20 protein-coding genes are annotated in these 20,158 nt (G+C 54.4%); 5 read left to right on the forward strand and 15 right to left on the reverse strand.

Annotated elements, in window-relative coordinates; genetic code table 11:
- Positions 1-13 precede the first annotated feature (13 nt).
- Positions 14-799 carry a class I SAM-dependent methyltransferase gene (locus tag ACZ5AM_RS05930; protein ID WP_464914140.1) on the forward strand — a complete coding sequence of 262 codons (786 nt, stop codon included), beginning with the start codon at positions 14-16 and terminating at the stop codon, positions 797-799.
- Here the strand turns inward: ACZ5AM_RS05930 and ACZ5AM_RS05935 are convergent.
- Positions 796-1,587, reverse strand: coding sequence for a nitrilase (locus tag ACZ5AM_RS05935; protein ID WP_464914141.1), 792 nt, complete (start codon positions 1,585-1,587; stop codon positions 796-798). The two genes, ACZ5AM_RS05930 and ACZ5AM_RS05935, sit on opposite strands and share 4 nt — an antisense overlap.
- 345 nt (positions 1,588-1,932) lie before the next feature.
- Between ACZ5AM_RS05935 and ACZ5AM_RS05940 the strand changes: the two genes are divergently transcribed.
- Complete coding sequence (locus tag ACZ5AM_RS05940; RefSeq protein ID WP_257789807.1) at positions 1,933-2,055, forward strand: hypothetical protein; 123 nt, start codon at positions 1,933-1,935, stop codon at positions 2,053-2,055.
- 36 nt (positions 2,056-2,091) lie between these two features.
- Positions 2,092-2,742 carry a metallophosphoesterase gene (locus tag ACZ5AM_RS05945; RefSeq protein WP_464914142.1) on the forward strand — a complete coding sequence of 217 codons (651 nt, stop codon included), beginning with the start codon at positions 2,092-2,094 and terminating at the stop codon, positions 2,740-2,742.
- 402 nt (positions 2,743-3,144) lie between these two features.
- Here the strand turns inward: ACZ5AM_RS05945 and ACZ5AM_RS05950 are convergent, their stop codons facing one another.
- The 10 genes from ACZ5AM_RS05950 to ACZ5AM_RS05995 are packed head-to-tail and all read right to left on the reverse strand — an operon-like array spanning position 3,145 to position 13,531.
- A complete protein-coding gene (locus ACZ5AM_RS05950) occupies positions 3,145-4,164 on the reverse strand; it encodes a CheF family chemotaxis protein (protein WP_464914143.1) in 1,020 nt (339 codons plus the stop codon).
- Positions 4,165-4,177: 13 nt separating this feature from the next.
- The gene (locus tag ACZ5AM_RS05955) at positions 4,178-4,918 is read right to left on the reverse strand and encodes a hypothetical protein (protein WP_464914144.1); all 741 of its coding nucleotides are present in this window, start codon (positions 4,916-4,918) and stop codon (positions 4,178-4,180) included.
- Between the two features lie 12 nt (positions 4,919-4,930).
- The gene (locus ACZ5AM_RS05960; protein ID WP_464916006.1) at positions 4,931-5,416 is read right to left on the reverse strand and encodes a chemotaxis protein CheD; all 486 of its coding nucleotides are present in this window, start codon (positions 5,414-5,416) and stop codon (positions 4,931-4,933) included.
- A 34-nt stretch (positions 5,417-5,450) separates the two neighbouring features.
- Positions 5,451-7,694, reverse strand: a complete 2,244-nt coding sequence (locus ACZ5AM_RS05965) for a methyl-accepting chemotaxis protein (RefSeq protein ID WP_464914145.1) — start codon at positions 7,692-7,694, stop codon at positions 5,451-5,453.
- Between the two features lies 1 nt (position 7,695).
- A complete protein-coding gene (locus tag ACZ5AM_RS05970) occupies positions 7,696-8,319 on the reverse strand; it encodes a chemotaxis protein CheC (protein ID WP_464914146.1) in 624 nt (207 codons plus the stop codon).
- Positions 8,316-8,939, reverse strand: coding sequence for a chemotaxis protein CheC (locus ACZ5AM_RS05975; RefSeq protein WP_464914147.1), 624 nt, complete (start codon positions 8,937-8,939; stop codon positions 8,316-8,318). The genes ACZ5AM_RS05970 and ACZ5AM_RS05975 overlap by 4 nt, the downstream gene beginning before the upstream one ends.
- A complete protein-coding gene (locus ACZ5AM_RS05980) occupies positions 8,929-11,241 on the reverse strand; it encodes a chemotaxis protein CheW (RefSeq protein WP_464914148.1) in 2,313 nt (770 codons plus the stop codon). The genes ACZ5AM_RS05975 and ACZ5AM_RS05980 overlap by 11 nt, the downstream gene beginning before the upstream one ends.
- A gap of 5 nt (positions 11,242-11,246) precedes the next feature.
- Positions 11,247-12,314 (reverse strand): protein-glutamate methylesterase/protein-glutamine glutaminase, encoded by a 1,068-nt coding sequence (locus ACZ5AM_RS05985; protein ID WP_464914149.1) that lies wholly within the window; start codon positions 12,312-12,314, stop codon positions 11,247-11,249.
- An 11-nt stretch (positions 12,315-12,325) separates the two neighbouring features.
- Positions 12,326-12,688 (reverse strand): response regulator, encoded by a 363-nt coding sequence (locus ACZ5AM_RS05990; RefSeq protein ID WP_464914150.1) that lies wholly within the window; start codon positions 12,686-12,688, stop codon positions 12,326-12,328.
- Positions 12,689-12,694: 6 nt separating this feature from the next.
- Positions 12,695-13,531 carry a CheR family methyltransferase gene (locus ACZ5AM_RS05995; protein ID WP_464914151.1) on the reverse strand — a complete coding sequence of 279 codons (837 nt, stop codon included), beginning with the start codon at positions 13,529-13,531 and terminating at the stop codon, positions 12,695-12,697.
- 298 nt (positions 13,532-13,829) lie between these two features.
- Here ACZ5AM_RS05995 and ACZ5AM_RS06000 point away from each other — a divergent pair, with 298 nt between their 5' ends.
- Both ACZ5AM_RS06000 and ACZ5AM_RS06005 read left to right on the forward strand, forming a co-directional pair.
- A complete protein-coding gene (locus ACZ5AM_RS06000) occupies positions 13,830-15,146 on the forward strand; it encodes a methyl-accepting chemotaxis protein (RefSeq protein ID WP_464914152.1) in 1,317 nt (438 codons plus the stop codon).
- An 11-nt stretch (positions 15,147-15,157) separates the two neighbouring features.
- The gene (locus ACZ5AM_RS06005) at positions 15,158-15,595 is read left to right on the forward strand and encodes a chemotaxis protein CheW (RefSeq protein WP_464914153.1); all 438 of its coding nucleotides are present in this window, start codon (positions 15,158-15,160) and stop codon (positions 15,593-15,595) included.
- Here ACZ5AM_RS06005 and ACZ5AM_RS06010 read toward each other — a convergent pair whose 3' ends face one another.
- The 4 genes from ACZ5AM_RS06010 to ACZ5AM_RS06025 all read right to left on the reverse strand — a co-directional run bounded on the left by ACZ5AM_RS06010 (position 15,596) and on the right by ACZ5AM_RS06025 (position 20,104).
- Positions 15,596-16,702 carry a hypothetical protein gene (locus tag ACZ5AM_RS06010; protein ID WP_464914154.1) on the reverse strand — a complete coding sequence of 369 codons (1,107 nt, stop codon included), beginning with the start codon at positions 16,700-16,702 and terminating at the stop codon, positions 15,596-15,598.
- Between the two features lie 137 nt (positions 16,703-16,839).
- Complete coding sequence (locus ACZ5AM_RS06015; RefSeq protein ID WP_464914155.1) at positions 16,840-18,036, reverse strand: V4R domain-containing protein; 1,197 nt, start codon at positions 18,034-18,036, stop codon at positions 16,840-16,842.
- Positions 18,037-18,275: 239 nt separating this feature from the next.
- On the reverse strand, positions 18,276-19,619 hold the full coding sequence (locus ACZ5AM_RS06020; RefSeq protein ID WP_464914156.1) for a cation:proton antiporter: 1,344 nt from the start codon (positions 19,617-19,619) through the stop codon (positions 18,276-18,278).
- A complete protein-coding gene (locus tag ACZ5AM_RS06025; protein ID WP_464916007.1) occupies positions 19,583-20,104 on the reverse strand; it encodes a CBS domain-containing protein in 522 nt (173 codons plus the stop codon). Before ACZ5AM_RS06025 ends, ACZ5AM_RS06020 begins: the two co-directional genes overlap by 37 nt.
- Positions 20,105-20,158 lie beyond the last annotated feature (54 nt).

Consider the following 20,158-nt stretch of genomic DNA (forward strand, 5'->3'; position numbering starts at 1 on the left):
CTTTGGTGAGAGCATGGCCGGGCTTGAGGAGCTCTACTCGTGGATCAGATGGCCGATGGACCCTGGGGACGAAAGGGCCCAGAGGAGGTTTGTAGGGACGAAAACCTTCTTCAACTGGGCGGTTAAGGAGAACCTGCTCCCGGATAGGAAGAAGATCAGAATCCTCGACCTCTGTGCCGGGACAGGGCTTGCCGGAGCGGCTCTGGCGGAGGTTCTCACGGAGTGGGGGAGGGAGGTCGAGCTAACCCTTGTGGAGAAGCGGAAGGAAGCCCTCGTTAGGGTTGAGGGGTGGCTTGAGGGTAGCAACGTTGAAGTCTACGGGGCTGTTATGCACTGTATGGACAACCTCAGGAAGCTGGGAACCTTTGACATCGCCCTTATCTGGGGGCTCACGATGCCGCACTTCGATCCCCTCCAGGCGGCGGAGCTCTTCAGGAACGTCGCCAAGGCCCTTGAAGGCGACGGCGTTTTCATGATCGAGGAGACCGACAGGGCCTACAGCCTCTTCTACAGAAAAGCCTACCGCGAGCTCCTGGTTGAGGGCAGGGACGAGGCCGGCGAGATCGTTTCGATAGACGCCGGCTACGACCGTAAGAGGGGCACCATTAGGAGGGTCTACTACCGCCTTCCGGGCTTCGAGAGGCTCGGGGAGGCTGAGTACCGCTACTGGGACCTCGCCGGTCTTGCCGGGATAGGAAAGGCCCTGTTCAACGAGGCCAGAGTAATAACCGCGGGCGAGCACTCCGTAGCTCACGTTTCGGACGTGGTTTATCTGAGGGAGCCAATACCCAGGGTCTAGCGGGCGTAGTACTCGGGCCGGCGGTCCAGGAAGACGTCGTTGTAGTCGTTCAGCCTCTTTGTCCGGGCGAGGTCGAGGTCTATCTCTGCTATCCCAACCTCCTCCCCGTCCTCACTTCCCTCGACGAGGGTTTCTGCCAGGGGCGAGTTTATCTGGCTCCTCCCTATGAACCTTAAACCCCTCTCCTCGCCGACTCGATCGGCGGTTATCGTGTACACCCTGTTCTCCAGGGCTCTAATTGGCATGGCCCTAGGAGCGTAGGGCATGACGAGGTTGGCGGGGTGGGCTATTATCTCGGCCCCCTTTAAGGCCAGCGTTCTCGCCGATTCCGGGAAGAACCAGTCGAAGCATATCATCACACCGATCCGGGCAAAACCCAGGTGAAAGACCTCAAAACCGAGGTTTCCGGCCTCGAAGAACTCCTTCTCGCGGGCGAAGAGGTGTACCTTGCGGTACCGCCCGATATAGCCGCCGGGTCCAACCACCACCGCCGAGTTGTAGAGCCTCCCGTAGTGGTCTTTCTCGGCGGTTCCGGCCACAATGAAGATCCTGTACCTCCTCGCCAGCCTTATTAGAACCTGCGTGGTTTTTCCGTCCGGAATCGGGGAGGCCACCTCCAGAACCTCGTCCTTGCTCTTGAAGTTGTAGCCGGTGTCGAAGAGCTCGGGTAGGACTATGAGTCTCGCATCGTTCTCGGCGGCCTCGGCAATCAGCCTCTCGGCCTTTGAGTAGTTGGCCTCAGGATCCAGAAAAACGGGTTTCATCTGCCCGAACGCTACCTTTACCACCCCTCCCACCGGGTTCCCCTTCGTTCCCATGGTACATAAAATTTGTTGTGATCTGTTACACCATCTAGACATGGTTTCCTGGCCTGTATTTGGCTTTTTCGTGTTTGATTCCAGATATTATTGGCAATGCGTTTTTGTCGATAACGCATTGCATGTGATAAGCATATATCCATCCAGACAACGCCGTAGAACCCGTTGTAGACCTTTAAAAAAAGTTCGGCTGTAATCGCGATAGAGGGCCCGTTTTTACCCGTAAAAATCATTTGATCCAGCTTTTTTTGTATTGGTGGTGAAGAACCCGTATCGATGAAAAAGCTTAAAAACCCTCCCGGTGACAAGCGGCTGGTGACGCTCATGAAGAGGAGACCGAGGAAGTGGAAGAAGAAGGGCAGGATGAGGTGGAAGTGGATCAAGAAGAGGATCCGCAGGCTCAAGAGGCAGAGGAAGAAGGAGCGCGGACTCATCTGATCTCTCCTCTCGTTTCACTTGTTTTCCGGTGGTTCTATGGAGGCTCCCTTCAAGTCCTTTGAGTTTCTCTCCCTTGAGTTGAAGGCCTCGGTCGGGAGAGTTCTCCTCATGGCTGATCCCCACATTGGCTTTGAGTTCTCCAGGGGGCTACGGATCAGGACTGGCTTTGAAAAGGCCCTAGCGGATTTCATACTCGAGAGGGACCCCGATCTGCTGGTCATTCTCGGGGACGTTAAAGAACCGCTGGGCCTGAGCTTTTCGGTGAAGAAGGTCCTCATGGAGTTTTTTTCTCGGCTGAAGGGCGTTGAGATCGTGATAACGAAGGGTAACCACGACGGCAGGATTGAGGAGGCCGTTGGGGCCTTTAAAAACGTCCGCGTTGTCCCGTACTTCACTCTCGATGACCAGCTCTTCCTCCACGGCCACACTTCTCTGCCCGACGTCTCTTTTAAGGAAGCTTACCTGGGACACATCCACCCGGCCTATACCTTCAAGAAAGGTGGGACCGGAAGGAAGGTAAAGGTCTTCGTGAGAACGGGGGAGTTCCTCATACTCCCCACGATAAACCCGTATATCGAAGGTTTTGACGTGCGGGAAGGCGTTAAGATGATCCCGTTCCTGAAGAAAGTCGAAAGCCTCGACCTTTTCCTCCCAGAAGGTTTGCACATAGGGAAAATTAGCGTTTGAAAATTTGATAAAAATAAAGAACGAAGCTCGGACTTTATCCATGCTCAATTTGATCCCCGAACCATTTGAGTCCAACCTTCGATTCCACCCCTTATTTTAACACGATACCGGGGCAGCCGCGCAGATTAGCGCGGAAACCCGAGCTTATTCCATCCCGGTTTTGATTTTACCGTATTACTCAGACGCTAAACGGTGGAAGAAGGCATATTTAAGCTTTTTTGTTAGAAAAATCCAAGGCATTCCCCAGCTTCCTGTATATTCACCAAGTACCTACACAAATGCCTACATATGGCTAGTCATGAACTTGGAGATTCTATACGGTATACCAAATAAGGCTGGATATTCTCTAATAACGGCCGTTTGGGAACGTGTTGTGAAAAAATTGTCCAGAAAAGAAGGGGGTCACATCATGCCCAAGCCGTACTTCATCATCTTGTTTACCAGCTTTCTGCCCTCTCTCGTCAGGTCAACGACCTTCCTTATCATGACCAGCTTGAGCAGCCCCTTGTCCATCAGCCTGTCGTATATCTCCTCGATTTCCTTCTCGCTTATTCCAAACATCTCGTGGAGCGTTAGGGGATCCATCCCGGAATAGAGGGCCATGAGCACCTGCTGCTCCATCTCGTCAAGGCCGCCGAGTTCTTTGAGCTCGCGCTCAAGCTCCTCTTGGAACTCGGCCTTTATCTGAGGGAACTCCTCGGCCGCTTTTATGAGGAGCTCCATGTAGTCCCTTCTGTAAGTGAGGAGGTACCTGATGATGTACAGCCTGAGCTTTTTGTCCTCCACGAGGAGGTACGACACAACGCTCTCGTTTTCGTAGAAGTGCTTTATCTTCCACGCCTCAACCTTCTTATCGCCCATCTCTATCTCTTCGATGTCCAGATCCTCCATGTCCGCAAAAAGGGACACGGGCCTTCCCTCGACCAGAACTATTATGTTGCGCTCCTTCCTAGCTCTCCTTATCGACCGGACGACGACGATCTTGAGGACACCATCCTGCCATTTGGCATCCATGTTTAGGGCGCCACCCCTCATCCTAGCCAGAAGAAGCTTTACAGGGGCCCCGTTTATCAGAACCTCGAATATCTTATGAACGAACGCCTTGAAGGTCTTCTCGTCGTATATCAACATGTTCTTACCAATCGTCAGGAAGAGCGTCTTCTCCCCGGAGGGCAGGTAGAACTTGAGCCCGAAATGGGGGAGTTCCGGGTCTAATTTTACCTCATCGGGGATTTTAATGCTGATATCAGTCAGGGCCGAAAACGGAAAGACGTCCTCTCCCACAACCTCGCCCATCTTGAGGTACTTGAGGCCTATCTTATCCGGTTCTACGTAGGCTATCGCATCCCTCCACCTAACCCCAGCGGATCCCTTCCATGAGGACTGTATCGCTGCCTTAACCCTAGCCTGCATCACTGGCATCGTGATCCCTCTTTCACATGCTCATTTCCTCGAGCCTCTCCTCAAGCCTTTTAACCTTTTCTTGGAGCTTCTTCACCTCGTTCGAGAGCTTTATCTCGAGTGGCGTTATTGCTGGGCTCTCGCCGGCTTTCTCTATCAGCTCGTCCAATATGGCCATGGCGCTGTTTAGGTACTCGGTTATCTTTATCAGGGCCTCCTCGTGGGTCAGGGTTATGATGCCCTTCTCCTTCGTTTTTATGGCCACGGGAAGCTTTGCCTTGGCGACGTAGCTCATCATCAGCTCGAGTTTCTCTTTGTCCTTCCTTGACGGGAACTTCATGAGCCAGAGCCTCTTGAAGTCATCGAGTTCGTTCAGGACCTTCACCAAGAAGGCGTTGTAGTCGTCCTCGCTGACGTACCCCAGAGCGTAGCCCCTGGCAAAGTCGAGCAGGGTAAGCAGGCGGCTCTTCTTCTCCTTGGCCTCGTCGAGAACCCTGCTCATCCTCTCGTTCAGTACTTCCCTGAGCTTCTTAACGAGCTCTTCCTCACTGGCGGAGGGCTTTGGTGTCGTCTGGGGGACCTTGAGCGAACTCTCCGCCGGCTTGGGCTGGGGCTGAGGTGGAGCGCTGATCTCCTCAGTTCCCAGCCTGCTGGCCCTGAGGAGCTCGTAGATCTCGCTGGTGTATGTGTTCATCATCCTGGATATCAGCACGACCACCACCAATATAGTCCCAATGAACCCACCGAGGACCAACAGCAGTGTTGCGGTGTCCACATTTCTCACCCCCTAAAACACCATTTCCATAACCTTTCCCCCGGAGACCTTTCTCATCCGAACCTTTCCGGTGCTAACGTCGAGGTATATCGTCCTCCCTCCCCTGCCCCCAGTGTCCTCGGCGACTAGCTTTATGCCGCGTTTCTTGAGCTCCCTCTTTGCCACTTCCACGTTCTTCTTTCCGATCATTAGGTTCTCGTTGCTGACGTTGGAGAACATATGCGCCCCCCCGAAGAGCTTCGCCTCCATCCTCCTGGGCGAGGCTCCGAGCTTCATCATGTCCCTTATCAGGAGCTCCAGGCCCGTATCAACGTACTTCGCCGGGTTGCCCTTTCCGCCGTAGCGGGCGCTCTCCGGGAGGAGGGCGTGGAGCAGGCCGCCTACCTTTGTGAGCCTGTCGTAGAGGGTAATGCCTACACAGGAGCCTAACCCGTAGGTGCTTATTATTCCGGTCTTCTTTGCCACCGCGTGGTCGCCGATGCCGACCTTTATCTCCACGATCTTCACCACCGCCCAAAATCAAAGGGGAAAATCAAAGCCTGAAGTTGGCCGTCTCCTGCCGGAGCTCTAAGACGATCTTCCTCAGCTCTTCTGCTGCTCTCTTGAGTTCTTCTATCGCAGCAGTCTGCTCTTCAACGGCCGAGCTAACTTCCTCGGCCGAGGCAGTGGTTTCTTCAGCCGAAGCAGCCAAGTTCTCCAAAGCCTTCAACGCCTTATCAACCTCCTCCTGCGTCCGAATAATCTGCTCCTTCACACTCCCAAGCCTACTCCCGGTTTCACTTATGAGTTCAGCTATGTTGGTCAGGTACTCGGTAGTTTCTCTCAACGTCTCAGAACTCTCGCTGACAACACTAACACCCCTCTGCGTGGCATTAACAGCATCCCTGATCTCCTCAGTCATCCTGCCAATAATGTCCTTAATGTTGTCAGCAGCCTTCTTACTCTCCTCGGCCAGATTCCTAATCTCCTGGGCAACCACAGCGAATCCTCTTCCGGCCTCTCCAGCCCTGGCCGCTTCAATAGCCGCGTTCAAGGCAAGCAAGTTCGTCTGCTCGGCAATCCCAGTGATGACATTCGTAATCTCCTCAATACTCCTGCTCATCTCGTTAACCTTGTTGACCGCCTGCTCGATCTCGCTCATCATCGCCTGAATACTCTCAATCTGCTGGGCTGAAACCTCGCCCTTCTCCTTGCCTTCCGAGGCAATGTTCACCACTTCCTGGATTGCCCCCTCGAACTCCTCCATTGCTCTAACGCTCTCCTCGCTGACATCCGCGACAAGCCTAACTCCCTCGGTAATCTCGTTAATGTTCTCCTGCTGTCTTTGCGCCTCAATACTAACCTGCTGGACCGCCTCATTCACCTGATTAATAGCCTCAGTAACATCACTCGCCACCTGAGCAAGCATGTTGGAGTGCTTCTCAAGCCTCTCTGTGAGTCCAACGATGTTGCCGATGAGCTGTCTCATCTTGGCGCTCATGTTCTTGACGTCCTCTATGATCTCCCTGAGTTCGCCTTTGGCTTCGACTGTTAGACCGTTGCTCAAGTCGCCCTCGGCAAGGCGCTCCAGCTTCTCCGCTATGCTCTGCAGTGTTCCCACCATGTCCTTGGATACGGACTCGAAGGCCTTGATGAGCATGCCGATCTCGTCTTCCTCGAGGTACCTGATCCCCCTCAGGCGGTTCTTAACCTCGCTGAGCCTGCCCTCAGCTAGGGCTCTGGCGGCGGCTCCCAGGGCCACCAGGGGCTTGAGGGTCGAATCGACCATTTTGTACGCAATTGAGATTATCACGGCAGACACTAGGAGGAGGAAGACTATCATCATGTACGTCGTCTTCTGCGTGCTCTCTTGGGTCGTCTTAACGATGTTCATAACTCCCCTGCTGATCTCTGCGGTTGGAACCTTTGTGAAGACGTACCAACCGGTGCTTGGTATCTTGTATCCAGCCGCAGTCGCCTCGACGCCCTGCCACGTGTACGTAACGACCCCGCTGTCCTTCCCGCTCCTGACGATGTCCGCCACCGCTTTGAGGCTCTCCTGTTCAAAGATGTTGAGCTTCATAACGTACTGTTCGTTCGGGTGGGCAACTACCAGACCATCCTTGTTGACCACGTAGGCGTAGCCGCTATCACCGACTTTGACGTTTTTCACCTGCTCGATGAGTGTATCGATGAAGACGTCGAGGCCTATTACGCCCACAAATTTTCCATTGTAGTAAACGGGGATTGCGTAGGTGATGACCCATTTCCCGCTCGAGGCGTCCTTGTAGGGGTCGCTCCACGCGGGCCCGTTGACCTCCACTGCCTTTTTGTACCACGGCCTGACTCTGGGATCGTATCCCTGGGGTAGCTCCTGCTCTGGATATATGAACATGTTCCCGTTTATATCGCCAAAGTAGACGGCGCTGAGTTTTGACTCGGATTTAGTAATAACCTGGAAGTGCTCGAGGATTATGGGCCTGAGCTTGTCGGCGTACCCGGGATCGCCGAACTCCACCCCCTCGCTTTTGAGATCGTTTAGTGAGATCACTGTCAGCTCCTCTGTCGTCCTTCCTAGGGCCTCGATCTCTTTAAAAAACGCATCAAACTCGTTCGCAAGTGCTTCGGACTTAGAACTTACCGTCTGCTCTGCCCATTGAGTCATGAGGGGGTTGAGGTTCTTCTCTATTTCGTTCGCAGTGTTCTTGCCTCCGTAGAGCAACATACCACTGGTGAGCACGGCCACTATAACAAAACCCAAAATTACGATCGAGAGTATTTTCTTCTTGAACTCCATCTCACTCGCCCCCCGCCTCCTTTACCTGCTCCTCCAGCCTCGTTACGAGCTTCTCAAACGACGCCTCGTCGGGCACGAGGTAGAAGTAGCTCTCGAACCCTATGTTCTCCTCGTAGAAGCGCGTCTTGAAGAGGAACACGTTGTCCACGTTCCTGAGCTCGGGCCTGTTGAGTTCTTTCTCTATGTCGTAGAGGGAACTTATCGGCTTCGGCGGGCTCAGGGAGACGGGTTCCCCAACTAGCTTCGCCAGGATATCAGTGTACACTGAGATGAGTATGTTGCCGACCTCCGTTATCGCAGATCTGCCCATCTCATCGAGTTCGGTCATTCCCGAGGGATCCATTCCCATAAGTGCCGCCGAGAGGTTTATGGCACTCCGGGTCGGAAACTGGAGGATCGTGAGGCCGTTGAGCCCCTCCGTGATGTCGAAGCCCACGACGAAGCTCTTTGATATACCGCTCTGGGCCAGGTGCTTCAGGAACTCCACGCGCGAGAGTATTGTCACTTCCGGTGGCTCCATCTCTATCGGCCCGCCTATCATCTGGGATAGCGAGGTGAGAGCGTGGCTCATGGCGATGTTCGAGGCCTCCCGGAATATGTCCTTATACCACTCGCTTATCTTCATAACATTCCCCCCGTGAGCTTTTCCACGACCTTCATCATGTCCTCCGGCTTCGGGAGGATGAAGAAGTGCTCCTTAAACTCCATTCCCTCAACGGTTATTGTAGTTTTGAGGAGTATCGTGTAGTCGCAGTGCTGGCCGATGTCCGCGAGGGCGAAGTCGAGGATAGCCGGGAGGAAGTCTATGGCCAGTTCGGGGGGGCTCTGCTCAATGGTCAGTCCGAGGAACTCGCTCAGGGCGTTTGCGTAGGCGGAAATGAGTATGTTGCCCATCTCCATTATCGCGGACTGGACCATCTCGTCTATCTCCTTGGTCGTCCCGGGTTCCTGCATCATCATAAGATCAAACAGCCTGCAGGCGTCGTCGAAATCGAGGATGAAGAAGGCGTGTCCGCTGAACTCCTTTCCGAGGCCGACGTAGACTGCCACCTTTACGTCCTCACCGACCTTCTCGGGGAGGACTTTTATGGAGACCACATCCAGGCCTGGAACCGCTATGTTCACAGGGTGACCTATCATCTCGCTCAGGGCATCGGCGGCCCTGGAGGCACCTATGTTGAAGGTCTCGAGCAGGGCACTCTTCTCGAACTCCCCGAGCTCCTTTATGCTCTTGTCATAGTCCACCGCCTATACCTCCCAGCAAGCTGTTTATGTCCACGATGAGGACAACGCTACCGTCACCAAGGATGGTAGCTCCGGCGAAGCCCTTTATGTTCGATAAGGCCTTTCCGAGGGACTTAATGACGATGTCCTTCTTGTGGAGCAGTTCGTCTACTCTTAGGGCTATCTTCTGCGCCCCAAAGTCCACGATGATGGCCGGGAACTCCTCACTGTCCGGATAAGGAAGTCCAAAGAGCTCGTGGAGAGAGATGAGGGGTATTATCTCGCCCCTCAGCACGATCACTTCCTTGCCGCCTATCGTCTTCAGGTCCTTCCTCTTGACCTCTATCGTCTCCAGAATGTTGTTTATCGGGATCGCGTAGGTCTCGTCCTGAACCTTGATGAGGAGGGCTTGGATGATGGCCATGCTGATGGGTAGCTTCAGCGTGAAGGTGGTTCCCTTACCGACCTCCGTCTGCACGCTTATACTACCGTTAAGGGCCTTGATGACGTCCTGGACGACGTCCATACCCACTCCTCTTCCCGAGACGTCCGTTACCTTTTCAGCGGTGCTGAAGCCCGGCAGGAATATCAGGTTTATCGCCTCTTCGTCGCTCATCTCAGCCGCTTGCTCTGGCGTTATGAGGCCCTTCTCTATGGCCTTCTTCTTCACCTTCTCCGGGTCTATGCCCCTTCCGTCGTCCCTCACTATTATGACGACGTGGCTCCTCTCACGTCTGGCTATGAGCTCAAGCCTTCCTGCCCTCGGCTTCCCAAGCTTTTCCCTCTCCTCTGGCGGCTCGATTCCGTGGTCTATGGCGTTTCTGAGGAGGTGAACTAGAACGTCGCCGAGCTTGTCGAGGATTGTCCTGTCGACCTCTATGTCGGTTCCCTCCATGATGAACTCTACTTCCTTGCCCTCCTTTCTGGCCAAGCTCCTGACCATGCGCGGGAACTTGTTGAAGACCTCTGCAACGGGAGTAAGGCGCATCTGCATTATCTCGTCCTGAAGCTCGGCCATCAAGCGGGAGGTCGTTGAGAGGCTCTCTAACAGCTCTCTGTCGCCCAGTCTCTCGGCTATCTGCTCCAGCCTTCCGCGGTTTATCACGAGCTCTCCAACCAGGTTCATGAGCTTGTCGAGGTGGGAGACGTCGACCTTGATGAGCTTCGACATCTTGATCTTCTCGCGCTTAACCGTGGGTGGGGCCTTTGCCTCGGGCTTCTTCTCGGCTTTCTCCTCCCTCTTAGCTTCAGCTTTGGCCTCGGCTTCGGCCCCAACTAGGACGCTCTCAACGTCGGGGTGTTTGAGTATCGCACCCTTAATCTCCTCGATGGGCTTTGACGGCACCATCACTACCTCGAAGTAGTGCCCATCGATCAGCTCGCCGTTCTGGATGGCGTCTGGGGATGGGTTGGTCTCGAGCACCTTACCCATGTTCTGGAGGTCTTGGAGGATGAGGAATGATCGGATGCCCTTTAGGGGCGCGTCCTTTTGCAGGACGACCCTGATGGTCACCTTCTCTCCGCCAACTGCCTCGGCGCTTTCCTCGCCTCCACTCCCCACAGGTGTTATAACGGCCTCCTTCACCTCCGGATGTCTGGTCACGGTCTTCTTGATTTCCTCGGGCGGAAACTCAGTCCTGACCCTGAACTCAAGCTCGTTCTCCTCGGCCGAACCGTCCTCGATGATCTTCCTGTCGGGCTTCGTCTCCAGGACGTCCCCTATCTCCTCGAGGTCGTTAAGTATCAGAAAAGCCCTAACGCCCTTGAGCTGGGCGTCCGGATGGAATATGACTTTAACCAAGTACTCCCTCCCCGGCCCTTCTGCTGGGGGCGGCGAGACCTCTTCCACCTTCTCCTCGGTTTCCTTTTCCTGGAGCTCCTCCGGTTTTTCCCCTTTTTCTTCCTTCTTCTCCCGCTTGTAGCCCTTTAGGAGCTTGTTGGCCTGCTCTATGATCCCGCTTACGTCCACGTCACCCTCGCTACCGGTCTCCTCTATGTTATCGAGCATGGCCTCAATGGCGTCTATGAACTCCAGAACCAGATCCACGACCTCAGGGGTGGCTTCAACAACACCGTTCCTTATGGCGTCGAAGAGGTTCTCCATCTTATGTGCCGTCTCGCTGAGCTTCATGAAGCCCATTGTGGCCGCTGTCCCCTTGAGCGTGTGTGCGTCCCTGAATATCTGGTCTATGCTTTCCCTTTTTGCCTCCTCGTTGCCCTCCTTGACTGCGTCTTCGAGCTTTAGGACGGCGTTGCTTATGCTGTCTATTCTATCCCTGGCATCGGCAAGGAACTCCTCAATGTACTGGGACATGTCTTCCATACGGCTCACCTCGGGATCTTTCTCAGCGCCATAACAATCGTATCCGCGATTTTATCCAGGGGCACGACGTAGTCAACGACGCCCAGTTCTATTGCCGCCTTTGGCATTCCGAAGATTATCGACGTCTCCTTGTCCTGGGCTATGGTTATGCCGCCCTTCCTCTTGATCTCGGCCAGTCCCTCGGCACCGTCCCTGCCCATACCCGTCATGACAACCCCCACTGTTTTCCTCCCGAAGAGGTTGGCCACGCTCTTCATCATTGGATCGGCAGCGGGCCTTACACCGTGGATCTTCGGCCCCTTGTAGAGCTTTATCGTCGGCTTGCCGTTTCTCATTGTAACTTCCATGTGGTAATCGCCGGGTGCGACATAGGCCCAGTTGTTGTAGACCACCTCCCCGTCTTCAGCCTCCTTAACGTTGATCTTAGATATCCTGTCGAGCCTCATGGCGAAGGACTTCGTAAAGCCTGGGGGCATGTGCTGGACGAGCAGGATCCCAGCGTTCATCTCGCTCGGAAACTTCTCAAAGACTTTGAGGAGGGACTGCGGCCCTCCGGTGGATGCCGCTATCGCCACCGCCCTCCTGGCAGCTTCCCCTTTCTTCCTGACCTTGGTCATCTGCTCCCTTAGTAGTCTTCTCCTCCTGAACTGGAGGAACCTCACCGGAACTCTAGCTGCTTCCTTGACCTTCGCTATTATCTCGTCCTTTAGGTCCCTCATGTTTATCGAGATTGACGAGGAAGGCTTGGGGATGAAGTCTATCGCGCCGTACTCCAGGGCCTTTATGGTGGCCTCAGCCCCCTCCTGCGTCAGGGCGCTCACCATTATGACCGCAGTGGGGTACTTGTTCATTATGAACTTCAGTGCGTCCAGACCGTTCATGCGGGGCATCTCTATATCCAGGGTTATCACGTCGGGTTTGTGCTGTCTGACCTTTTCAATGGCCTCAACACCGTCCCTGGCCTCGCAGCAGACCTCGATCTCCGGGTCAGACTCCAGGATATCCCTGAGGATCTTCCTCATGAAGGCCGAGTCATCTACGACGAGCACCCTGATCTTCTTCCTCAGTGGCATAAAACCACCCTTCAAGAGGAAAGGACCCTGTTGACCTCCTCAATGACCTTGGGGGCCTGGAAGGGTTTTACGATGTAACCCTTGGCGCCGCTCTTCAGGGCCTCCATAACCTTGGCTTCCTGACCAACGGCGGTGATCATTATGATCTTGGCGTTTGGATCGATCTTCATGATCTCCTTAACGGCCGTTATGCCGTCCATCTCTGGCATGACTATGTCCATGGTCACCAGATCGGGCTTCAGCTGCTTGTACTTCTCAACTGCCTCCTTTCCGTTGCTCGCTTCACCAACTATCTGATGGCCGGCCTGGGTCAGTATCTTCTTGACCAGCATCCTCATAAAGGCGGCGTCATCAACCACGAGCACCCTTGCCATCCAAATTCACCTCCTTCTCGGGTTTGGGTTTTTCACGTAGATCCTTGCAACCAGATCATAGAGTTTAAACAGCCGGGCGGCGTTGCCCAGTATAGTTTCAGTCTTTCCGAGGATGAGGTAACCGTGATCCTCCAGCGACTCATATAGATTCTGGAAGACCTGTTCTTGAGCTTCACGGGTCATGTATATCAGCACGTTTCGGATGAAGATCATATCAAAGCCCCTTGGATACCTATCCGACAGGAGGTTGAAGTGCTTGAACTGAACGTAGCGCCTTATCTTCGGGGAAATGCGGTAGTGGTCGCCCATTGGCATGAAGTACTTGGCTATCATGTGCTTCGGGACGCTCTTCTCAACGACGTCTTTGGGGTACACCCCCCTGATGGCGGTGCTTAGGGCCTCCCTGTCGATGTCAGTCGCCAGTATCTTCAGTTTGAACCGCGACATCTGGTCCCCGAGGAACTCGCTGAACATCATGGCTATCGAGTAGGGCTCTTGGCCTGTTGAGCACGCCGCGCTCCAGACGTTTATAATGGTGCTGTGGTGCTGCTTTTTGAACTCTATAAGCTGGGGGAGGACCTTTCTCTCGAGGGTCTTCCACACTATGGGATCCCTGAAGAACTCCGTGACGTTTATGGCGACCGTGAGCAATAGGTCATCGAGTTCCTGCTTGTTCTTCTTTATCAGCCTGTAGTACTCCATGAAGTCCGTTATCCCGAGCTTTCTCATCCTAGCCCGAATCCTGCGTAGTAGGTACGAGTCCTTGTACGCTTGGCTGTCCGTGTTGAGGTGCTTGAAAAGTTCCTGCTTGATAAGCTGATAGCCCCTGTCCTGAACCTCCATGGCCTTAACCTCCAGCAGTTGGGCTTGCTTCAAAGATCTAACTGCCGGATTAGATTTACTACAATTACTATGACCTAGCCAATTAAAAAACCCTTGCGTGTATGTGTGTGTGTAGGTGCATATGTAGGTTGTTACGAGCTTTTTTCCGTGAAATTGATCAGTCTGTCTTTGAAAACGGCTAACGAAAACTTTTTATGCCCTTGGTTGAATAATAGACAGTGTTTAGGAGAGTATTTTGGCTAACATCTAACATCGAGCTCGAATCATACTGGGATTATCTCCAAGTGCGGTGGTGGGCATGAAGGCGACGACGATCGGTGCCGTTGCAACCCCTCCAATAGTCACGGGCATCTTGGCTTACGGCGGGCACACCCTAGTGGGACTCGCTGGAGGCGTTGTTCTCGGCGTTATCGCGGCCAAGTACCTTGAGGACGCGTACCTCCAGAAGAGCAAGTACGCCCTGGTGAAGAGGGTTCTCAGGGATCTCAGTCAGGGGAAGAGCGTTTCCATTCCCCCTGAGCTCAGCGATATTCAGGAATACCTAGTGCCCCTCAGGGGGAAGGAAACCCCGGACCTCCGCTTCCTCTTGCAGGATCTCAACAGGGTTGCCCAGGGAGATCTCACGGGTAAGGTTCCCACGACATCGACCCTTCTCAAGGTGTACAACGACGTTAAGGACAGCTGGATAGAGATGCTCACGACCGTTAAGGGAACGCTCGAGGAGATCAGAAACGAGCTCGACAGCCTTAGGGAGGCATCGGGATCTCTCGAAGCATTAGAACGCGCCTACGAGGCATTGAACGACCTAATCACGCGCCTTGAGACGCAGAGCGTCAAGATCGCCGAGCTCAACGATCACATCCAGGCCCTCTCCGCTGCAATAGAGCAGATAAGCACGCAGACCCAGCAGGTGGCGGAGTTCACCATAGAGTCGGCAAACGCCGCCGAGAAGGGCAAGGAGATATCGGACGAGGCAGCGCTAAAGGTGGCCAAGATCAACGACGTCAGCAGGGAGATGGAGCGGGCTGTCAACATACTCTCAGAGTACTCGGAGAAGATAGGCCAGATAGTAGACGTCATAACCGACATTGCCGAGCAGACGAATTTGCTTGCTTTGAACGCGGCAATTGAAGCGGCAAGGGCTGGGGAGCAGGGGAGAGGCTTCGCCGTCGTCGCCGACAGCGTTAGGGAGCTCGCGGAGCAGTCCAGGAGCTCAGCCAAGCAGATAGGCGACCTAATAAAGGAGATGCAGGAGAGCGTTAGCGGGGTCGTCTCGTCAATACACGAGAACACCCGGGTTACCCAGGAGGTCGGGGAGTCGATACAGCACCTCATAGCGGCCTTCGACGATATAGCTAGGAGGGCCAACGAGATAGCCAACATGATGAACGAGATCTCAAAGGGCGTCGACCAGCAGGCGAGTGCCGTCCAGTACCTGGTGAGCGCGGTTGATGAGATATCAGCCCTAAACACCGAGCTCATGGACACCGCCCAAGAGGCGGTCGAGGTATCGAGTGAGGCATCCTCCAGGGCCGAACCGCTTAGGGATATGCTGGGCAGGTTGATTGGGAGACTCGAAGGGCTTATAGGGGCCGTTGCACGTATCAAGGTTTGAGGTGAGTGGGTATGGCCGAAGTCCAGGTTGTGGCCTTCAGGGTCGGAAACGAGGAGTTCTGCCTCGAGATATCCAAGGTCAGGGAGATAAAGGAGATGATGCCCATAACGAGGGTCCCCAACGCGCCGGACTACGTCGAGGGTGTCATAAACCTCAGGGGCCAGATAACCACCGTCGTCAACCTCAAGAAGAAGCTCGGCTACTACGATGACGAGGATCTAAGCAACAAGAAGATCATAATAGCGGAGGTGAAGGGAGAGATAATAGGCATAATCGTCGACGCGGTCTCGGACGTCGTGACCCTCACCGAGGATCAGATAGAGCCCACGCCCAAGACCCTGGTCTCGAGAATGGACACGCGCTTCATCAAGGGCATAGCCAAGATAAACAACGGGGAAAGGTTACTCATCATGGTCGACCTCGAGAGGCTGTTCGGGGAGGAGTGGTGATCAGAGGCCCAGCTCTTCGAGGAGCTCTTCGAGCTCTTTTTTAGACGGCTTTTTCTCGACTTTCCGCTCTTCCTTCAGGACCTTCTCCCCGCCTAGCCTGGCCATGAGCATCTCGACCTGCTCCTCCAGCTTCCTCAGCTCCTCGAACTGGATCCTGAGCTTCTCGTAGAACTCCTTCTCTATCGGCGTAACTGGCACCGGCTCGTTTATCATCTCCGCCAGCGAATCTAACTCGCCGGCGACTTTGTAGATGATCCTGTGGATCTCTATGAAGCTCTTCTCCGGGTTCAGCTCCTTTCCATTCCTCTCGTCCTTCATGGGTAGCTCGAGCCTCTTTACCAGGATCATAGCGTCCCTAAACCTTGAGTAGACCTCTTCCTCAGGAACAGCTATCACAGCTAGCTTCCTCAGGTTCCTGAGGAGGCCCAGGAGGTTCTCCTTGAGAGAATAGAACTCGTCCTTTCCCTTCTCCGTGAGGACGTACACCTTGGCTATGTCCCTGAGGGACAGAAGGGCCCTCTTGGCTTCCATAAGGCCCGAACCTATCTTCTCGGGCTCCAGGGTTATGGCGGTGGTTATGAGGTCCAGGAACTCCCTTACCTCCTCGTCCTTTCTTCTCTCGATAAGATCCTCCAGGTGCTCTATCTCCTCCTCTACCTCCCTAAGGAGCTCCTCCTTCAGCTGGGCTTTCAGTTCCTCTTTCCCCTCGAGAACTTCCTCCTGTAAGCTCTGAACCGATGATTTCAGTTCGTCGACCTCTTTCTTCAGGGCCCCTATCTCGTAAGTCACCTGGACATCTTTGTTCTCAAACTCCTTGAGCTTTCCCTTAACCAACTCCTCCAGCTTGGCAACCTTCTCCGAGAGGGACTTAAGCTTCCAGTCTTCCACCGTTCCTTCCCTGTTGCTCTTCAGCCTCTCGACCTCCGCTGTCAGGGAGCTTATCTTTTCTAGAACCTCCTTTTTGAAGGACTCCATGTCCTCGAGGGAACTCTCGGTCTCGTTTTTGAGTTCAAAAAAGCGGGATTTTACCTTCTCGGCGATGTCCATGGCGTAGTACACCGCGACCCCTGCGGAAGCGATGGCCACTATTGACAGGTACTCGATCATCACTGATCACCGCGCCGCTACTGTATTAGTTATCCTCCAATCCTATTTAAGGTTTCTCGTTAAAGTTTGGAGCATCTCCAACCGAATTCCCAAGTACCGCCAACATCCTAAAAAATGTCCAAAATTTGGGGCGTTTTTCATGGGGCCTTCCTCTTGAACACGAACTCGCAGTACTCGTGCCCCATAGCCTGGCAGTGAACCTCCTCGCCCTCCCAGCGGTCGCCGGTGTACTCCTCGAGGAACTGGGATATCTCCCCGGCGTAGTTCACATGTGCCGGATGCTCGAAGCCCTTTATGCGGGGAAAGAGGTTCCTCCCCCTCAGGATTACCAGATCCTCGGACAGCTGAACCACCTCAAGCCTGCCGCCTCCAGAAGTTTCCGTCGCCGAGGTGAAGTGGTCAAAGGCCTCCTTGATAGACCCATATATGTCCCTGTACGTCCTCCCAACGCCGCGGAACTCGTAGCGGCCCCACAGGTAGAGGAACCTCCTACCCTCCTCGGGGCCTAGGTAGTGGTACACGAACTCGATGAGGGAGGCCTCGCTCTCCTCGTCGATTATTTGAACCCTCGAACTCCCGCGCCACAGGTTGCTCTCCTCGTCCAGGTACAGGCTGTTTTTAAGATCCTCGAGGGAGTAGTAGCTCTCCCAGAGGCTCTCTATTCCCCGCTCGGTTTTCCTGTAGGGTATGTGTCCCACGGGGAGTCTGAGGGGATAGTAGGATCTGAGGGGCTTTATCCTACCGTCTTTGGCCTCGATGACGTACTCAAAGCCGAGCAAAAGCTTTGCCAGATCCCCCTTCTCGAAGACCTCCGAGTTTATTCCGGCCAGCACTTGGCCCCTGAGGCCTTTTATCGAGTTTACCAGCCTTATGATGACACGAATGTAGGCGTCCTTATCGGATTGGAGGGCGTAGAGGACCGTCAGGTCATCTATGAGAAGGATGTCGTAGTTGCCACTGGATAGCTCGTTTCGAATTATCCCCACGGTGATCCCGAGATCCCGGGGGTTGGGTATTATCCCGTCCCCCTGGACGGGCCGGAGTGAGTAGAGGTTCGTGAACCCGTCGAGTATCTTGAGGCGGCCGTTCTCAATGTAGTCGGCGTACTGAATCCCGTAGTAGGAGAGCCACTCCATCAAAACATCTGGTGCCTGCCTGAACTCGGCTATGAGAACCCTGTGGCCGTTCCGGAGCATGCTGTATGCAGCCTGGTGCATAAGGAGGATGTTGTCCTCCTCAAAGGAACCTATGAGCGCGACGTTGAGGCCCTTCTTAATGCCCCCGCCGAGGATCTCGTCGAGCCTCTCGATGCCAGTTGGTAGCAATCTATCCACCTCCGGGGGTACGCTCCCAAACACTTAAACCTTTTTGAAATGCGTCAGTTTTAATGCGGGTATAACGGTCTGTACGTGATCTCGAGCTATCCTACTGAGTTCCGCATGGAAATTTAAAGTTTTCTGGGGTTTACATCCTTCCCTTGAAAATTCGTTCTCTAAGCGGGCTGAGCTGGGAAAAACGAGATAAACAGCCATTTCCGCCGGAGACTAAAAAAGCCTTAAAAGGGAAAAGAGGATCAGGCCTCGGTTCCCGTTTCCCTTGCCTTCCTGGGCTTTTTGCTTTCCGCAACCTTCTTCTTCCTCTCATGGATCCTGCTCTTCCTGGCCTCTAACTTGCCCGCTGTGGTGGCCTCTATGTCCCTCTTGAAAGCCCACTTGAGGAGTGGTGGAGTTATCAGCACAGAGACTGTTATGAATATCAGCGTCGCCGCGATGAACTTGGGCGCATCGGCCCGTGGAATTGCCCCGCCGTGGATGGCGACCATGAGGTCGACGAGGGCGACCTCCGTCCTCGGTATCGAGCCGATTCCCATCTGAAGGGACATCCAAGCGTTCTCCTTTGTCATGAGGAATTCCCTTCCGCGGCCCCACGCCGTTATCCACGCGCCGAAGCCCCTGCCAACTACCTTACCAACTATGGCTATCGCCGACAGGACGCCCGCGAGTACGAGTGCGTCGGCGTTCTCAAACACCTTGAGGTTCAGCATTGCCCCCGTGTGGATGAAGAAGAACGGGATCAGGAGGCCGTAGCCGATGGCCCTCACGTCCTCCATGAGGCGCTTTCCTTCCGGGAGTTTCGAGAGGACGAGGCCCATCATGAAGGCGCCTTCGATGGCAGCCGCGAACCAGCTCTCAGCTAAGGCCGCGAAGAGGAACATCATGCCTAGAGCCGCTCCAAGGATGCCCTTCTCGACGTGGAGCCTCTCGGCGAACTTGATGTAGTAGTCGATGAGGTACCATGCTATGACCCCGGTTATTATGAAGAAGGCGACTATTTTGACGCTGAGGTCTATCAAGCTACCACTCCCGACCGCGAATATTATGAGCGCTATCCCCAGGAAGTCGTCCATGACGCTCGCGCTGAGCGAAGCGGCACCGACCTCGCTCCTGAGAACGCCGAGGTCCATCATGACGCGAACCGTTAACCCGATGCTCGTTGCCGTTAGCAGAACTCCGCCCGCGAAGGCCTCCCTGCTGGGGTAGCCCATCGCCATGAGGGCGTACCAGCCCATTATCAATGGAACGAAAACACCCAGAACGGTTGAAATCGTGGCTGTTACGCCCGTCTTCTTGAGCTGTTCTATGTCGGTGTCCAGCGCACCCAGGAAGAGGAGGAATATTATGCCCAGCTTTGCCAGGAACTCGGAAACCTCGGTTGCGCTCGTGGTGAAGCCCTGCCCGCTGACTATCGGCAGGTACTGGGGGCCCACTATACCGAAGTAGACGAGGTTTCCCAGGATCATTCCCATTATCAGCTCTCCGAGGACACCGGGGAGTTCAAAGCGCTCTATTATGCTGTCGCCGATCTTCGCCAGTATTAGAGCTACTCCGATCGTGAAGAGGAGCCATGTTGCGTCCATTTCACATCACCCACCCTCAGCAGTCTCAGGAACTCGTCTATCAGAATGCGAAGGCTTATCTCGCCGACGAGGCGGTCGTCCTTGACAACGGCCAGGACCTGCGTTTTGTACTTCCTCATCTTGGTCAGAGCATCGAGCACGGTTGAGTCTTCGTCTATCGTGAGAACGTTCCTCTCGACGACGTCCTCGGCTTTCTCCGCTCCGCCAAGCATGGAGCGCATCGTCCTGCTCGTCATCCCGAGCTTGAACTTGTGGGCATCCGGGGGGAGGAAGGTGTCTATGACGTCAAGGTAGCGGATAACCCCGATCAGCTTCATGCTCTCCCTGTCCTCAACAACCCAGACATGGTGCCTCGTCCTGAGCAGCTTGAGGACGTTGAGTATAGCCGAGTCCCCCGTTACCACGGGCATGGATGTCATCGGGGGCATTATGTCCCGTATTTTTATTGAATGAAAGCTCTGGAGAGCCCTTTCAACGTCGTGCACGGGCATCACCGGGTTTTTGGTTTGGAAAAAGTCCATTTAAGGTTTTCTGGGCAT

Source organism: Thermococcus fumicolans, from assembly GCF_055386755.1.

Excerpts from the sequence above, each read along its gene's own strand:
- ACZ5AM_RS06010 (WP_464914154.1), bottom strand. The coding sequence starts at position 16,702 with ATGATCGAGTACCTGTCAATAGTGGCCATCGCTTCCGCAGGGGTCGCG.
- ACZ5AM_RS05945 (WP_464914142.1), top strand. The coding sequence starts at position 2,092 with ATGGAGGCTCCCTTCAAGTCCTTTGAGTTTCTCTCCCTTGAGTTGAAG.
- ACZ5AM_RS05980 (WP_464914148.1), bottom strand. The coding sequence starts at position 11,241 with ATGGAAGACATGTCCCAGTACATTGAGGAGTTCCTTGCCGATGCCAGG.
- ACZ5AM_RS05965 (WP_464914145.1), bottom strand. The coding sequence starts at position 7,694 with ATGGAGTTCAAGAAGAAAATACTCTCGATCGTAATTTTGGGTTTTGTT.
- ACZ5AM_RS06005 (WP_464914153.1), top strand. The coding sequence starts at position 15,158 with ATGGCCGAAGTCCAGGTTGTGGCCTTCAGGGTCGGAAACGAGGAGTTC.
- ACZ5AM_RS06020 (WP_464914156.1), bottom strand. The coding sequence starts at position 19,619 with ATGGACGCAACATGGCTCCTCTTCACGATCGGAGTAGCTCTAATACTG.
- ACZ5AM_RS05930 (WP_464914140.1), top strand. The coding sequence starts at position 14 with ATGGCCGGGCTTGAGGAGCTCTACTCGTGGATCAGATGGCCGATGGAC.
- ACZ5AM_RS05985 (WP_464914149.1), bottom strand. The coding sequence starts at position 12,314 with ATGCCACTGAGGAAGAAGATCAGGGTGCTCGTCGTAGATGACTCGGCC.
- ACZ5AM_RS05950 (WP_464914143.1), bottom strand. The coding sequence starts at position 4,164 with ATGCCAGTGATGCAGGCTAGGGTTAAGGCAGCGATACAGTCCTCATGG.
- ACZ5AM_RS05970 (WP_464914146.1), bottom strand. The coding sequence starts at position 8,319 with ATGAAGATAAGCGAGTGGTATAAGGACATATTCCGGGAGGCCTCGAAC.
- ACZ5AM_RS05990 (WP_464914150.1), bottom strand. The coding sequence starts at position 12,688 with ATGGCAAGGGTGCTCGTGGTTGATGACGCCGCCTTTATGAGGATGCTG.
- ACZ5AM_RS06000 (WP_464914152.1), top strand. The coding sequence starts at position 13,830 with ATGAAGGCGACGACGATCGGTGCCGTTGCAACCCCTCCAATAGTCACG.
- ACZ5AM_RS05995 (WP_464914151.1), bottom strand. The coding sequence starts at position 13,531 with ATGGAGGTTCAGGACAGGGGCTATCAGCTTATCAAGCAGGAACTTTTC.